A 14,155-nucleotide genomic window follows, 5' to 3' on the forward strand; every position below is an offset into this window, starting at 1 on the left:
GGTCAGCGCCGAAATCGGACGAACCGGGCGAGCATTCCCTCTCTCAGGCATCCACCATCGCGCTCAGCAGGTCATCGACGCTGCCGGTCGCGAACTCGGTGAACTGGTCGCCCACCGCGTAGGGCAGCAGGATGCGGCGGCCCTCGACCAGCGCACCACAGCTGTATGTCACGTTGGGTACATAACCGCCGCGATGCTCCGCGCTTGGATATACCAGCGGAGCCGCGGTTCGCTTCAGCACCTTGGACGGATCGCGTTTGTCGAGCAGGCACGCGCCGATCGCATAACCACGCACCAGGCCGACGCCATGGGTGAACACCAGCCAGCCCTCCGCGATTTCGATCGGTGAGCCGCAATTGCCCATCTGCACGAACTCCCAAGGGTAGCGCGGGCCCATGATCGGCTCGCCTTCTTCCCAGGTGTAGAGATCGTCGGAGTAGAGCAGCCAGATGTTCTCGTTGTCCTGCCGGCCGAGCATCGCATACCGGCCGTCGAGCTTGCGCGGAAACAGCGCCATGCCCTTGTAGCCGCTCATCTTGCCGGTCAGTCCGCGCATCTCGAACGTGCGCATGTCGATCCCGCGCAGCAGTTCCTGGCGCACCTGGCTGCCGTCGAACGCGGTGTAAGTACCGAAGATGTGCTCCTCGCCGTCATCCTCGCTGAAGGCGACCATGCGCAGATCCTCGACGCCCTGGCGCTGGCTGGGCAGAACCGGGAACACCACCGTTTCCGAGATCGCCTCGCTTTCCTCGCACAACAGACGCACCCAGCCTTCGTTGTCGCTTTCGATCTGCGGCGGGAAGCAGTTGGGGCTGGCGGGATCGATGGTCAGCCCGGTGCCGCCGTCCCACTCGCCACCGCGGAAGGTGACGGAGGAGATATGCCCCTCGCCGATCCCGCGCAGCGACAGCAGAAAGCGCACATGGGCGTCGTCGCAAAGGCCCTGCTCACCGGGCACGCGAACGATGCTCGGATTGAACAGCGCCGCCGCCTCGAAGGCGTATTCCTGGCTGAAATAGGCACCCACCAGCAGGCTGTCCCGTTCGTTCAGACCGCCGAGGCTGGGCAACTCCTTGCTCAGACTTTCAACCTGCCGCTTGAACATGGTATCGGCATTGCGATGCCGTTCACGCATGGGACCCGCGATGTAGGCGAAGACGCGCTCGCGCGTGGCTTCATCCAGCGCCAGCACACGATCCGCAACCGCCTGCATCCGCGAAGGCCTGTCGGCCGCGAATGCCTCCGGATACTCGAAACGGAACGGACGGATAACCGTTCGCGCCGGATCGGGATGGAGTTCGATGTCAAGTTTGGTGAAGACATCTGCAGGTTGCATGCTTGTTAATCCTTGAGGTCAGGACCCAGACGCCTGCCAGGCGCGGATGTTCCGCACTGCAACAATAACTGATCGAGAGGACAGGTATGCGCAGCGGAGCCTCTTATCGAAGATGACGGGGCGCTAACAACGCGTTCACAGGCGGATCAGTCACCGTTCAGCATCAGTGGCCTATCCAGGACACTTGCCGGCCTACGCTCGCGCATCCTGGGAGCACTTAATGACTTACGCCAGAAAACGCTTCGTCCTTATCGCCGCCACCGCCTTGTGGGCGGCCGCCACGCCGGCATGGGCCGCCCCCGGCGAACATCATGGCGCGCCGGCCCGGCATCCGACGACGGCCAGACCCGATAGTCTTCGAACCAAGCTGGATGCACGCATCAGGACGGTCGAAGCGAAGCTGGCGAACGCGCGCAAGGCGGGCCATCTTTCCGCCGCCGATACGGCGAAACTGCGCAAGCGGATCGACTGGGTGAAAACGGGCTCAGCCACGCTGTCGCGCAAGCAGGGCTTCCTCAGCGCGGCGGAGAGCGCCAGCTACAACCGCACGCTGGACGAGGTGGAGCACGAACTGCACGGCTAATGCCGCTTGCAGGTGGCGCGAGAGTAATCCTCTCGCGCCGCCGTGCCGTCACCAGCCGCAGGTCTTGCCGGCGTTCTGCTTTTCCAGCCAGGCGCTCAGCGGCGCGAAATAGCGCAGCATCGGCTTGCCGCTCATTTCGCGACTGCCGGTGAACGCCTGCAGCGCGTCGGGCCAGGGCTTGGACGCGCCCATCGCCAGCATCGCGTTCAGCTTCGCGCCAACCTGCTTGTTGCCATAGAAGCTGCAGCGATGGAGCGGGCCCTTCCAGCCCGCCTGCTTGCATGCCGCCTCGTAGAACTGGAACTGCAGCAGCCGCGCCAGGAAATAGCGGGTGTACGGCACCACCGCCGGGACGTGATACTTGGCACCCGGGTCGAAGCCGTCGGCCGGCCGCGCGCTTGGCGGAACGATGCCCTGGTACTGCAGTCGCAGCTGGTCCCAGCCGGACTGGTACTGGTCGGGCGTGATCTCGCCGGCGAAGATCTTCCAACGATAGCGATCGATCAGCAGGCCGAAGGGCAGGAACGCGACCTTGTCCATCGCCTGGCGCAGCAGCAGGCCGGTGTCCTTGTCCGCACTGGGGACTTTCGCCTTGTCGAGCAGGCCGATCTGCACGAGGTACTGCGGGGTGATCGACAGCGCCATGGTGTCACCGATCGCCTCATGGAAGCCGTCGTTGGCGCCGTCGAGGTAGTAGGCCGGCTGCTGGTTGTAGGCGCGCTGGTAGAAGTTGTGGCCCAGCTCGTGGTGGATGGTGGTGAAGTCGTCGCCATTCACCTTGGTGCACATCTTGATGCGCAGGTCGTCCTTGTTGTCGACGTCCCAGGCCGAGGCATGGCACACCACTTCGCGATCGGCCGGCTTGGTGATCTGGGAGCGCTCCCAGAAGGTCCCCGGCAGCGGCGCGAGGCCTAGCGAGGTGTAGAACCCCTCACCCGCCTTGACCATCTTGACCGGGTCGTAGCCCTTGGCCTTGAGCAGCTCGCCGACATCGTAGCCCACGTCACCGGCCCCTGCAGGCGCGACGATGTCGTAGATATTGCCCCATTCCTGCGCCCACATGTTGCCGAGCAGGTCGGCGCGGATCGGGCCGCTGGTCTTCTGGACCGCATCGCCGTATTTTTCGTTGAGCTTGGCCCGGGTGTAGCAGTGGAGCTGGTCGTAGAGCGGCTTCACCTCGGCCCACAGCCTGTCGGTGAGCGCGGCGAACTGCTCTGGCGTCATGTCGTAGTTCGAGCGCCACAGCGCGCCCGTGTCGGCATAGCCGAGCTCCTTGGCGCCGGCGTTCTCCAGGTCGACCATCTTGACGAAGTCGGCCTTCATCGGCTTGCCGACGTTGTCGTGCCAGCTGGTCCACATCTCGGCCAACTCGGCCGGATTGCGGTTCTCGCCCATCGCCGCTTCGATGTCGGAGCCGTTGATCGGCTGGCCCTTCAACGTGCCCTTGCCCTTGCCGTAGATGCCCTGCAGCTTGGCGGTAAGCGTCGCGAGCTCCTCGGCCGCGCCCGGTCGGCTCGGTGCCGGCTGCACGATCAGCGTGCGCATGCGATTGAGCTTGCGGTTGACGTCGTAGGTCAGGCCCGGCTGTGCGGCATATGTCGCCGCCTTCGCCGCATTCGCGACGTTGAGCTTGTTGAGCGCCGCCTGCCCGCGGGACGTCACCGCCTCGCTGTCGACGGTGATGTAGGTGTTGTACACCCATTCGGCTTGCGAGGACTCGATCGTCTTCTGGTTGTATTCCGCCTCCGCCTGATCGACGAACTGCGCCGCAGTCTGCGCAGATCCGGTCGCTGGCGTTCCCGGCGTGGTATCCTGCCGTGCCTGCTGGGCTTGCGCCGGCAACGCAGCCGCCATCGCCCCGGCCAAGGCCAGAAGCGAAATCGCGTGTATTTTCATGAATATGCCCCGTACAAATCGTAGATGGCCCATGCTGGCCCGATGGCATGCGGCGGTCAAGCCGGGCGCGTCAGGTCAAGCGGACAGGAACGCCACCATCGCGGCGCCAAGTTCCTTCTGCGTGACCGAGGACATGTGCGTTCCAGGTACTTCGGCATAGCGCGCGTCGGGCAAGGCCTGCGCCAGCGCGGGAGCCGAGCCGTTGTCGCGATCGTCGGCACCGCACACAACCAACGTCGGCATCGTTATCCCTGCCAGCGCATCGGGCGGCGTATCGTCGACCGACTGCAGCAACAGCCGGCTCGCCACCAGATCCACCTTCTGGGTCTTCATGAAAGAGCGGGCGGCGAAGGCCGGGTCGCCGTGCTTGATCTCGTCATAGCGATCGATCGCGTCGATGAAGAACGCACTTCGCCGTGCCCATCCGGCCAACCCCTCCAGCCCCATCCCGCCCAGGATCAACCGTCGTGGCGCAAGTCCGGCCAGCACGCTGCGCACCGCCGTGCGTGATCCGAGCGAGAAACCGGCGAGATCGAAATCGTCAAGTTGCAAGGCATCGACAATACCGACCGCATCTCGCACCAGAACGTCATCAGGATAAGCTTGGGGGTCATGCGGCGCATCGCTCTGCCCATGAGCGCGCAGATCCGGCATGATCGCCTCGAACCCGGCATCTGCCAATTGCCGGGCATGGCCGAACTTGATCCAGTTCACATAGGCATTGGAGAACAGGCCGTGCAGCAGCAGCACCGGCCGCCCGGCGCCCAGGCGATGCACGGCCAGCCTGCCGCCATCCCAACCCGGAAGAAATTCGGTGCTGACATCGCTCATTCGGGTGGCTCCATTCCCGCCGCCTTCCACATGGCGACGACTTTCGTGTTTTCCGCGCTGCGATGGCCGGGCAACCGGCTGGCGTCGATCCACGCCCCAAGCATGCTCTCGACCGCATAGTTGTGTTCGGGCTTGAACGGCGTCGGGTCGTCGAAGCTGCCGATCGTGAGGTCGATGTTGGTGCCACCATCGATGAAATCGAATCCCAGCGGCGTGCCGCAGTGCGAACAGAACGGACGCCGCGCGATGGGAGATGAGCGATACCAGTCCGGCTCGGAGTGCTATGTCACATCGCTTTTCGGCGGATTGATGAAAGCGATGGACACCCCGCCGGTCGCTTTCTTGCACATATTGCAATGGCACAGATACGCCTTTGTCGGGTCGACCAGCGCCGTATAGCGAACCTTGCCGCATTGGCAGCCGCCGCTCATCTCCTGCATCGCCAAAGGCTCCCTCACGCAATGGTCGATCCAAAGATAGCGCGCGGGCAGTGCCGATACCAGCGCCGCTATGGGAACACGACAGCGGGGCCACGTGTTTCGTGCCGCGCTATGTTCGCCAACTCAACAAAGGCTAATTTTCGTGCACGGCCGGTGGCGCTGGTGGCATTAGCCATGGGCGTGCTGTGTACCGGGATATTTCTGCTGTCATCTTGCGGAAGGCAACTGCCCAACGAGGCGCCGCCACGCGCGAACGATGCCATCTCGATCCGGCCCAAGGCATCGACGATCGCGGTGCCCATCTCGGCCCGCCTCGCCGATCTGGCGGGCACGCTCGATCGCGAGGTGCCTCGCGAGCTATGGGCGATCGACAAGCCCGGACAGACCTGCATCGCCTCGAACGCGGTAAAGGTACTATTCGTCAAAATAAAGACGCCCACGATCAAGTGCCGTCTCGTTGGCCGCGTCACGCGCGGCCGCATCGCGATCGCGGGTTCGGGTCACACCGTGCTCGTATCGATCCCGGTCCATGCCGTCGTGCAAGCGCGCGACATCGCCGGCGTGCTAAGCCGCGAGACCGCGACGGCGGACGCGACAGTCCAGGCCCGCGTGCAACTCGACATGGCGCCGGACTGGACGCCGAGGGGCACGGTCGACTTGCACTATCGTTGGACGGCGCCACCGACGATCGATTTCCTCGGCCAGAAGATCGACCTGTCCGAGCAGGCGGACGCCAAACTCAAGGGCATCATCGCCGATCTCGAAGCCGACCTGCCCGCACAGCTTGGCAAACTGCAGTTGCGCCAGAAGCTGCAGGAGGCGTGGAACGCCGGCTTCACCTCGCTCCAGCTCAACCGGACGAATCCCCCGGTGTGGATGCGGGTCTCGCCAAAGGAGCTGCAATACGGCGGGTACGATATCACCAATGATCGCATCGTCCTGCGTCTGGGCCTGCTGGCGATCACCGAAACATATGTCGGCGATCGCCCGCCTGATCCACCGCGCACCCCCTTGCCGCCGCTGCGCCGCCTTGCCGATACATCGGGCAAGCTGTCGTTCTTCATCCCGGTCGTCGCCGATTACCGTCAACTAGAGCCAGTGCTGATGCGCGCCTTGATCAAACGCTCGTCACGACCGTTCCAGGTACCCGGCGTCGGCCCGATCTATGCCACGTTCAACAAGGCGACGATCTATGGCAGCACGCAAGGACGCATCGCGGTCGGGCTGAACTTCTCCGCCAGCGACCGCGCGAATACCATCGGCAAGGCCCGGGCGACGGTATGGATGACGGCGGTGCCGGTCAACCGGCCCAACTCGCGCAAAGTCGCATTCGAACAGTTCGCCGTGACCGGCAGTACGGATCGTACCGGCGGCAACCTTGTCATTAAGCTGGCGAACGCGCCCGGCCTTGCCGATACGATCGCGGAGGCGCTGACCCAGAACTTCGAGAAGGACTATGACAAGCTCATGAGCAAGGTCGGTCGCGCGATCGAACGCAAACGCGAGGGCGACTTTCTTATCCGCGCCAATCTCGAGGACGTTCGCACCGGTTCACTGCGGGCTGCGGGGCGCGGCCTCTACCTGCCGGTTCGCGCGCAAGGCACCGCGAGCATCACCCTGGCGCCGGCAACCGGACGGTAGTGATCGGCACGAAGAAGCGGGGTAAGCAGCAACGCCCGCCAGCCTTCACGCCCCCCCCCTGCAAGAGCGGCATCCATGACTTCCGCTATTTCCCGCCAGCGTCCTTGCCGCCGACATTCAGGCCGGACCATCGGGCGAGGAATGCGAGGATATCCGCACCCTCGTCGATGACCTTGTCCGTCGGCTTGCCCGAGCCGTGACCGGCCCGCGTCTCGATGCGAATGAGGTGCGGCTTGGCGCCGACCTGGGCATGCTGAAGCGCAGCGGTGTACTTGAAGCTGTGGCCGGGGACGACACGATCGTCGGTATCCGCCGTCGTGACCAACACGGCCGGGTAGTCCACGCCCGTCCGGATGTTGTGATATGGAGAATACTTGCGCAGGACGCGGAAATCGGCCTCCTTCTCGGGATAGCCGTAATCGTCGACCCAATACCGCCCCGCGGTGAAGCGATCGAAGCGCAGCATGTCCATGACGCCGACCTGCGCGTTCGCAGCCGCAAACAGGTCTGGACGTTGGTTCACCACCGCGCCGACCAGCAAGCCGCCATTCGATCCGCCCTGGATCGCGAGGCCGCCCTTGGGCGTGATACCTTGGGCGATCAGATATTCGCCCGCAGCGATGAAATCGTCGAACACGTTCTGCTTGTTCGCAAGCCGCCCGCCATCGTGCCACGCCTTCCCGTATTCGCCGCCGCCGCGCAGGTTCGCCATGGCAAACGCCCCGCCCGCTTCCAGCCACGCCATCCGCACCGCGGAATAGCCCGGCGTCAGGGCCACGTCGAAGCCCCCATAGCCGTACAGCAACGTCGGCAGCGCCTTGCCCGCCGTGGACGCAGCCTTGCTGCGCACGATGAACATCGGCACTTTCGTGCCGTCCTTCGACGCATAGAAGCGCTGCTCGATCAAGTACTTGTCGGGATCGAAGTTCAACGTCGGCTTGGCGAACACCTCGGACTTGCCGGTGGTGATGTCCAGGCGATAGACGGCAGCAGGCTGGTTGAAGCTGGAATAGCTGTAGAACGTCTCCGGATCTTCGGGTTTGCCGTCGAAACCGCTCGCGGTTCCAAGCGCGCCCAGCGCCAGTTCACGCACGCCCTTGCCGTCCAGGGCCATGATCTCGGCATGGCTGGCAGCATCCTTCAGGTAGTTGAGGACAAGGTGCCGACCCACGATCGTCGCGCGTTCAAGCAACTCGTCGCGTTCAGCGACGACCTGCTGAAACTGCGCGTCGGCAGCCGCCAGGTCGATCATCACCAGCTTGTAGCGTGGTGCATCACGGTTGGTGACGAACCACATCTTCGTGCCGATGCTGGCCACGAGCTTCCAGTCGTTGACGGCATCCGGCACCAGCGTACGCAGCTTCCAGCCATCCTGCGAACGGCGTGACAGGTCGATCACCCGCAACTGAACCCGCGCGTCGGTGCCGGTGCTGCTGGTGATGACGGCGTAGCGCCCGTCCGGCGTCACGGTGGCGACGTGGTTCATCTCGCGCTGCGCCGGTGTCGCAAACACCAGCTGGTCCGCATCCTGCGCGGTGCCGAGGCGATGATAATAGACGGCGTGGTCATAGTTGCGGCCCTGAAACGCGGTCCCCTCCGCCGGTGCCGGGAAACGCGAGTACAAAAAGCCCTCGCTGCCAACCCAGGCAAGACCGGTGAACTTGGCCCACTTCACCTCGTCGTCCAGGCGCTTCGCGCTGCCAACGTCGAGCACGCGCACCACCCGCCAGTCGCTACCGCCATCCTGCACACTGAACAGCAGATGCTTGCCATCCTCCGAAGGCTCCCAGGCATCGAGTGCGGTAGCGCCGTCGGATGCCCACGCATTGGGATCGAGCAGCAGCCGCGGCGTGCCGTGCAGGCCATCGCGAACGAACAGCTGCGCCTGATTCTGCAAACCCGAGTTGCGCGTATAGAAATAGCGCTCGCCCGCCTTCACCGGCACACCAAAACGCTCGTAGTCGATCAACGAACGGATGCGCTGCGCGAACCAGGCACGCTGCGGCAGCGTATCGAGGTAACCGCGCGCCACGGCGTTTTCACGCTCCACCCAGCTCGCGACGTCCTTGTCGCTACGCACGTCGTTTTCAAGCCAGCGATAAGGGTCCGCGATCTTCTCGCCAAACTGCTCTTCGACCAGTGGGCCACGGCGGGTTTCGGGATATGCGATGGAGGTCACGGGTTCAGCCCAAATGGATGTGGTGGCAAAAGCGGTCAGCGCGGCACCGGCGGCGAGATAGCGGCGGGACGACCCGAATGGATTGAACAAGCGGTGGCTCCGGCAAAAAACAAAGGCGGCCCCGAGCTTTAACGCTCGGAGCCGCCTTGGCAATCTACAGATCCACGCGCCGCCGGGTCTGATCCGGCGGCGCGCGAGGCTCAGGCCTCTTCGTATTCTTCGACGTTGGCGTTTACCGGGCCCGAATCCTGCCCCTTGGCGTCGGTATCGCGATCGACCAGCTCGATAATTCCCATCGGCGCCGCGTCCGAACCACGGTAACCGGACTTGATGATGCGAACGTAGCCGCCCTCACGGCCGGCATAACGCTCGGCCAGGACCTCGAAAAGCTTCTTTTCCTGCGTCTCGTCCAGCAGGCGCGCATGCGCCAGGCGACGGTTCGACAGGCCACCGCGCTTGGCGAGCGTGATCAGCTTTTCGACGTAAGGGCGCAGCTCCTTCGCCTTGGGCAAGGTAGTCTGGATCTGCTCGTGCTTGATCAGTGCCGCAGCCATGTTGCGCAGCAGCGCGGTACGATGGCCCGTGGCGCGCTGAAGCTTCCGTCCACCATGTTTATGGCGCATATTCCGTACTCCGTTCGTAAGGGGCCCGTGTCAGGTAGCCCGGTCCCGGTGGCTGTTCAGGCCGCCACCATTTCGCCTGAGTGATGATCACCCCGCCGTCGATTTCCATCGAGGGCAGGATGATCGTCGAACGCCTGCCGGATTAACCCAGCAGCTCCTGCTCGAGCTTCTTGGCCATCTCTTCGATGTTCTCGGGCGGCCAGCCGGGGATGTCCATGCCGAGGCGCAGACCCATCGACGACAGTACTTCCTTGATCTCGTTGAGCGACTTGCGGCCGAAGTTCGGGGTACGCAGCATCTCGGCTTCGGTCTTCTGGACCAGATCGCCGATATAGATGATGTTGTCGTTCTTGAGGCAGTTGGCCGAACGCACAGACAGCTCCAACTCGTCGACCTTCTTGAGCAGGTAACGGTTGAGCTGGTTGGTGTCGCTCTCTTCCGGGGTCGAGGCCGCCATGCCGATCATCGGCGACTGACCGGTCGGAGCCGCATCCTCGAAGTGGACGAACAGCGCCAGCTGGTCCTGCAGGATCCGCGCGGCGTAGGCCACGGCGTCCTCGGGCGTCACGGTGCCATCGGTCTCGACGGTGAGGTTCAGCTTGTCGTAGTCGAGTTCCTGCCCGATGCGGGCATTGTCGACCTTGTAGCTGACCTGACGAACCGGCGAATACAGCGAGTCGATCGGTATCAGGCCGATCGGCGCATCGACCGGACGGTTGGCGACGGCGGGCACATAGCCCTTACCGCTGTCGGCGGTCAGCTCCATGTTGAGCGTCGCGCCCTCGTCGAGGTGGCAGATCACGAGGTTCTTGTTCAACACTTCGATATCGCCGGTCACGGCGATATCGCCAGCCTTGACTTCGGCCGGTCCGGTCGCGGACAACTGCAGGCGCTTGGGGCCTTCACCCTGCATGCGCAGTGCGATCTGCTTGACGTTCAGGACGATGTCGGTGACGTCTTCGCGCACGCCGGCTAGCGAGCTGAATTCGTGCAGCACGTTCTCGATCTTGATCGAGGTGATCGCGGCGCCCTGCAACGAGGAGAGCAGCACGCGGCGCAGGGCGTTGCCCAGCGTCAGACCGAAGCCGCGCTCGAGGGGCTCGGCGATGAAAGTGGCGCGGAGCTTGGGGTCGGCTCCAGGCTTGACCTCAAGGCTGTTGGGCTTCTTGAGTTCCTGCCAGTTCTTGATGTTGACGCTCATGGATTTCCCCTGGGGTGTATCAGTGCGACTTCGGCCGCGATGCCCGTTGAGGGGCCGCGGCCGATGGGTGGCAGACGGTGACCGGCCTTAAGAACCGGTCGTCGCCCGCCCGGACTCGATCAGACGCGGCGACGCTTGGAAGGGCGGACGCCGTTGTGCGGGATCGGAGTCACGTCGCGGATCGAGGTGATAGTGAAGCCAACCGCGGCCAGGGCACGCAGGGCGCTCTCGCGACCCGAGCCGGGGCCCTTGACCTCGACTTCGAGGGTGCGCACGCCGTGTTCGGCGGCCTTCTTGCCGGCGTCGTCCGCTGCCACCTGGGCGGCGTACGGGGTCGACTTGCGGCTGCCCTTGAAGCCCATGGTGCCGGCCGAGGACCAGGAGATCGCGTTGCCCTGGGCGTCGGTGATGGTCACCATGGTGTTGTTGAAGCTGGCATTGACGTGTGCAATGCCGCTGGAGATGTTCTTGCGCTCGCGGCGCTTAATGCGCTGTGGTTCGCGTGCCATGTCGGTTTATCCTGTCGAAAGTCGCTGCTGAAAACTCCGGCCGCACGAGGTACGGCCACCCGAACGGGTTGGAGCTTACTTCTTCTTGCCGGCGATTGGCTTAGCCTTGCCCTTGCGGGTGCGCGCATTGGTATGCGTGCGCTGGCCACGAACCGGCAAGCCCTTGCGATGACGCAGGCCGCGATAGCAGGCCAGGTCCATCAGGCGCTTGATGTTCATCGCGGTCTCGCGACGAAGATCACCTTCGACGGTGTGTTCGGCGTCGATCGTTTCACGGATCTGCAGCACTTCGGCGTCCGAGAGATCCTGAACGCGGCGGGCATGGTCGATGCCGAGCTTGTCGGCGATCTCGACGGCCTTGGTGCGACCGATACCATGGATGTAGGTCAACGCGATGATCACGCGCTTGTTGGTGGGGAGGTTTACCCCGGCAATACGAGCCACTTAATTCTCCTGCTCCACAGGGGGAGCCTCGGCCACCCCTATCTCATCGCTCTGACGCTCTTGTGACAGTACCTGGGCCGAAATGGCAACAGGTCCGAGCAGCGAGGCTTTGACGCCATTCGCCAATCGGACACAGCCGTTTCTGTCGAGCGAGGGGCGCGCTTAAGACGATTCGCAGAAGTTGTCAACGCCACGAGACGCACATGCAAAGGCTTTGGCCGTTCGCGGTGGCATAGAATGCTTATCGCCCACTTAACGCGTCGATAGCCTCACCGCCCTGCCTCACGGACGATCATATCTGAGGGACATGGTGCAGTCAAAACGGCCTGCACGCCACGCCCCTCGGCTCGACGGGTTTAGACTCGCATCGGCATGAGCACGTAGAGCGCGGGGCTTTTCTCATCCTGGCGAATCAGCGTGGGGGCCCCCGCATCGGCCAAGTGCAACTCGACCGTATCGCCTTCGATCTGGCCAAGGATATCCTTGAGATAATTGGCGTTGAAGCCGATCTCGAACCCCTCGGAATTGTACTGCGCCGGCACTTCCTCCGCGGCCGTACCATTGTCCGGAGAGGTGACCGACAGGGTCACGCGATCGAGGTCGAGCGCCATCTTGACCGCACGGGTCTTTTCGGTCGCGATCGTCGCGACGCGATCCACGCCTTCGAAGAAGCTTTTGGGATCGACCTTGAGAAGCTTGTCGTTTCCGGTCGGAATCACGCGGGTGTAGTCAGGGAACGTGCCATCGATCAGCTTGCTGGTCAGCACGACGCCGTGCTCGCCGCCCAGCGTGAAACGGATCTTGCTGGCGGACAGTTCGACCAGCACGTTGCTATCCAGTGATTCCTCCAGCAGCTTGCGCAGCTCGGCCACGCATTTGCGCGGGACGATCACGTCGGGCATGCCCTGCGCACCCTCGGGGCAGGCCAGGGTGAAGCGCGCCAGACGGTGGCCGTCGGTGGCGGCGGCCTTGAGCTGCTCTTCGGCGACATGCAGGAAGATACCGTTGAGGTAATACCGCGTCTCTTCGGTCGAGATGGCAAATCGCGTACGATCGATCATCTGCGCCAGGGTCGCGGCGGGTATCTCGAAGCTGGTGGGCAGTTCGCCCTCGGCAATCGTCGGGAAATCGTCGCGCGGCAGCGTCGGCAGCTGGAAGCGGCTGCGACCCGCCTTGACGACCATGCGGTTGTCGGCTGCATCGAGGCTTACCTGGCTACCTTCGGGCAACTTGCGCGCGATATCGAACAGCAAGTGCGCCGAGACGGTGATCGCACCCGACGATTCCACCGTCACCGCGCCCACGGATTCCACCACCTGCAGGTCGAGGTCAGTGGCCATGATTTTTAGCGCACCGCCGGCGGCAGCCTCGATCAAAACGTTGGAAAGGATCGGAATCGTGTTGCGACGCTCAACCACGGACTGGACGTGGGACAAGCAGCGCAGCAGCGTGGAACGTTCGATTGTGGCCTTCATGATCGCCTCATGTCCCCCAGGTGCGGCCGGGAATTCGATGCCCTTGGATACGGACCATCCTCTCTAGCGAGGAGTCGGTGAGCGGCAAGCGGGAACGGCGCGCAACCACGGCTATCTGGGGATAAGGCCGGGATAGCGCGCCCAGCCGGCGCTCAGATCATCGCCATGCCGCCGTTGACGTGGATCGTCTGCCCGGTCACGTAGCCGGCATCCTTGCTCGCAAGGAACACGCAGGCCGCGGCGATATCCGCCCCCTCGCCCATCCGGCCCATCGGGATCTTGGCGTTCAGCGATGCCTTCTGCGTGTCCGGCAAGCCGTCGGTCATCGCCGTACGGATGAAGCCCGGCGCCACGCAATTGACAGTGACGTTGCGGCTGGCCAGTTCCTGCGCCAGGCTTTTCGACATCGCGGTAAGGCCACCCTTCGAAGCGCAGTAGTTCATCTGGCCGGGATTGCCGGTGGTGCCGACGATCGAGGTGATCGTGATGATCCGCCCGAACCGCGCCTTCATCATCGGCTTGGTCGCCGCGCGCATCAGCCTGAAAGCCGACTCCAGGTTGACGCGGATCACCGAATCCCATTCCTCGTCCTTCATCCGCATCGCCAGATTGTCGCGCGTGATACCGGCGTTGTTGATCAGGATGTCGATCTTTCCCAGCGATTCCAGCGCGGCCGGAACCAGCTTCTCGACCTGCCCGGCGTCGGACAAGTCACAGGCGATAGCAACGTGATCGACCTCCTGGACATGCTGGGGACGATGCTCGTCCAACTCGTCGCGAAAGGCGCGCAGCTTGTTCTGATTGGAGCCCGAGATCGCCAGCCGCGCACCTTGCGCGGCCAGCCCGCGCGCGATTGCCGAGCCGATGCCCCCAGATGCACCGGTGACGAGGGCGGTCATGCCATGAAGGTCGAACATCGTCTCAATCTCCCGTCATCCTGCCCGGAAGGGTCAGGATCGCTGGTACCATGCCAGCCATAGTCAGTTGCCCCGCCACC

13 protein-coding genes are annotated in these 14,155 nt (G+C 63.7%); 2 read left to right on the forward strand and 11 right to left on the reverse strand.

Annotated features, from left to right (window positions below; all coding sequences use genetic code 11):
• Positions 1-43: 43 nt before the first annotated feature.
• Positions 44-1,336, reverse strand: a complete 1,293-nt coding sequence (locus tag ACXJ1Z_RS04485; protein WP_463779859.1) for a glycoside hydrolase family 130 protein — start codon at positions 1,334-1,336, stop codon at positions 44-46.
• 220 nt (positions 1,337-1,556) lie between these two features.
• Here ACXJ1Z_RS04485 and ACXJ1Z_RS04490 point away from each other — a divergent pair, with 220 nt between their 5' ends.
• Complete coding sequence (locus ACXJ1Z_RS04490; RefSeq protein ID WP_463779861.1) at positions 1,557-1,919, forward strand: hypothetical protein; 363 nt, start codon at positions 1,557-1,559, stop codon at positions 1,917-1,919.
• Positions 1,920-1,967: 48 nt separating this feature from the next.
• On the opposite strand, the gene ACXJ1Z_RS04495 is transcribed toward ACXJ1Z_RS04490, so the two are convergent.
• From ACXJ1Z_RS04495 to ACXJ1Z_RS04505, 3 genes are all read right to left on the reverse strand, one after another.
• Positions 1,968-3,815: a M2 family metallopeptidase gene (locus ACXJ1Z_RS04495; RefSeq protein ID WP_463779864.1), complete on the reverse strand. Its 1,848-nt coding sequence runs from the start codon at positions 3,813-3,815 to the stop codon at positions 1,968-1,970.
• 75 nt (positions 3,816-3,890) lie between these two features.
• Positions 3,891-4,646, reverse strand: a complete 756-nt coding sequence (locus ACXJ1Z_RS04500) for an alpha/beta fold hydrolase (protein ID WP_463779865.1) — start codon at positions 4,644-4,646, stop codon at positions 3,891-3,893.
• A 281-nt stretch (positions 4,647-4,927) separates the two neighbouring features.
• Positions 4,928-5,086, reverse strand: coding sequence for a GFA family protein (locus tag ACXJ1Z_RS04505; protein ID WP_463779866.1), 159 nt, complete (start codon positions 5,084-5,086; stop codon positions 4,928-4,930).
• Between the two features lie 162 nt (positions 5,087-5,248).
• On the opposite strand from ACXJ1Z_RS04505, the gene ACXJ1Z_RS04510 reads away from it, so the two are divergent.
• The gene (locus tag ACXJ1Z_RS04510) at positions 5,249-6,727 is read left to right on the forward strand and encodes a DUF4403 family protein (protein WP_463779868.1); all 1,479 of its coding nucleotides are present in this window, start codon (positions 5,249-5,251) and stop codon (positions 6,725-6,727) included.
• Positions 6,728-6,812: 85 nt separating this feature from the next.
• Here the strand turns inward: ACXJ1Z_RS04510 and ACXJ1Z_RS04515 are convergent, their stop codons facing one another.
• The 7 genes from ACXJ1Z_RS04515 to fabG all read right to left on the reverse strand — a co-directional run bounded on the left by ACXJ1Z_RS04515 (position 6,813) and on the right by fabG (position 14,075).
• Positions 6,813-8,906: a prolyl oligopeptidase family serine peptidase gene (locus ACXJ1Z_RS04515; protein ID WP_463779870.1), complete on the reverse strand. Its 2,094-nt coding sequence runs from the start codon at positions 8,904-8,906 to the stop codon at positions 6,813-6,815.
• A 200-nt stretch (positions 8,907-9,106) separates the two neighbouring features.
• On the reverse strand, positions 9,107-9,529 hold the full coding sequence (gene rplQ / locus ACXJ1Z_RS04520) for a 50S ribosomal protein L17 (protein WP_463779871.1): 423 nt from the start codon (positions 9,527-9,529) through the stop codon (positions 9,107-9,109).
• A 142-nt stretch (positions 9,530-9,671) separates the two neighbouring features.
• Positions 9,672-10,730 (reverse strand): DNA-directed RNA polymerase subunit alpha, encoded by a 1,059-nt coding sequence (locus tag ACXJ1Z_RS04525; protein ID WP_463779873.1) that lies wholly within the window; start codon positions 10,728-10,730, stop codon positions 9,672-9,674.
• A 119-nt stretch (positions 10,731-10,849) separates the two neighbouring features.
• The gene (gene rpsK, locus ACXJ1Z_RS04530; protein WP_463779874.1) at positions 10,850-11,239 is read right to left on the reverse strand and encodes a 30S ribosomal protein S11; all 390 of its coding nucleotides are present in this window, start codon (positions 11,237-11,239) and stop codon (positions 10,850-10,852) included.
• Between the two features lie 75 nt (positions 11,240-11,314).
• Positions 11,315-11,683 (reverse strand): 30S ribosomal protein S13, encoded by a 369-nt coding sequence (gene rpsM, locus ACXJ1Z_RS04535; protein WP_379486905.1) that lies wholly within the window; start codon positions 11,681-11,683, stop codon positions 11,315-11,317.
• 356 nt (positions 11,684-12,039) lie between these two features.
• Positions 12,040-13,158, reverse strand: coding sequence for a DNA polymerase III subunit beta (gene dnaN, locus ACXJ1Z_RS04540; protein WP_463779876.1), 1,119 nt, complete (start codon positions 13,156-13,158; stop codon positions 12,040-12,042).
• Between the two features lie 152 nt (positions 13,159-13,310).
• The gene (gene fabG, locus ACXJ1Z_RS04545; RefSeq protein ID WP_463779878.1) at positions 13,311-14,075 is read right to left on the reverse strand and encodes a 3-oxoacyl-[acyl-carrier-protein] reductase; all 765 of its coding nucleotides are present in this window, start codon (positions 14,073-14,075) and stop codon (positions 13,311-13,313) included.
• Positions 14,076-14,155 lie beyond the last annotated feature (80 nt).

This window comes from Novosphingobium sp. TK46, assembly GCF_055361525.1.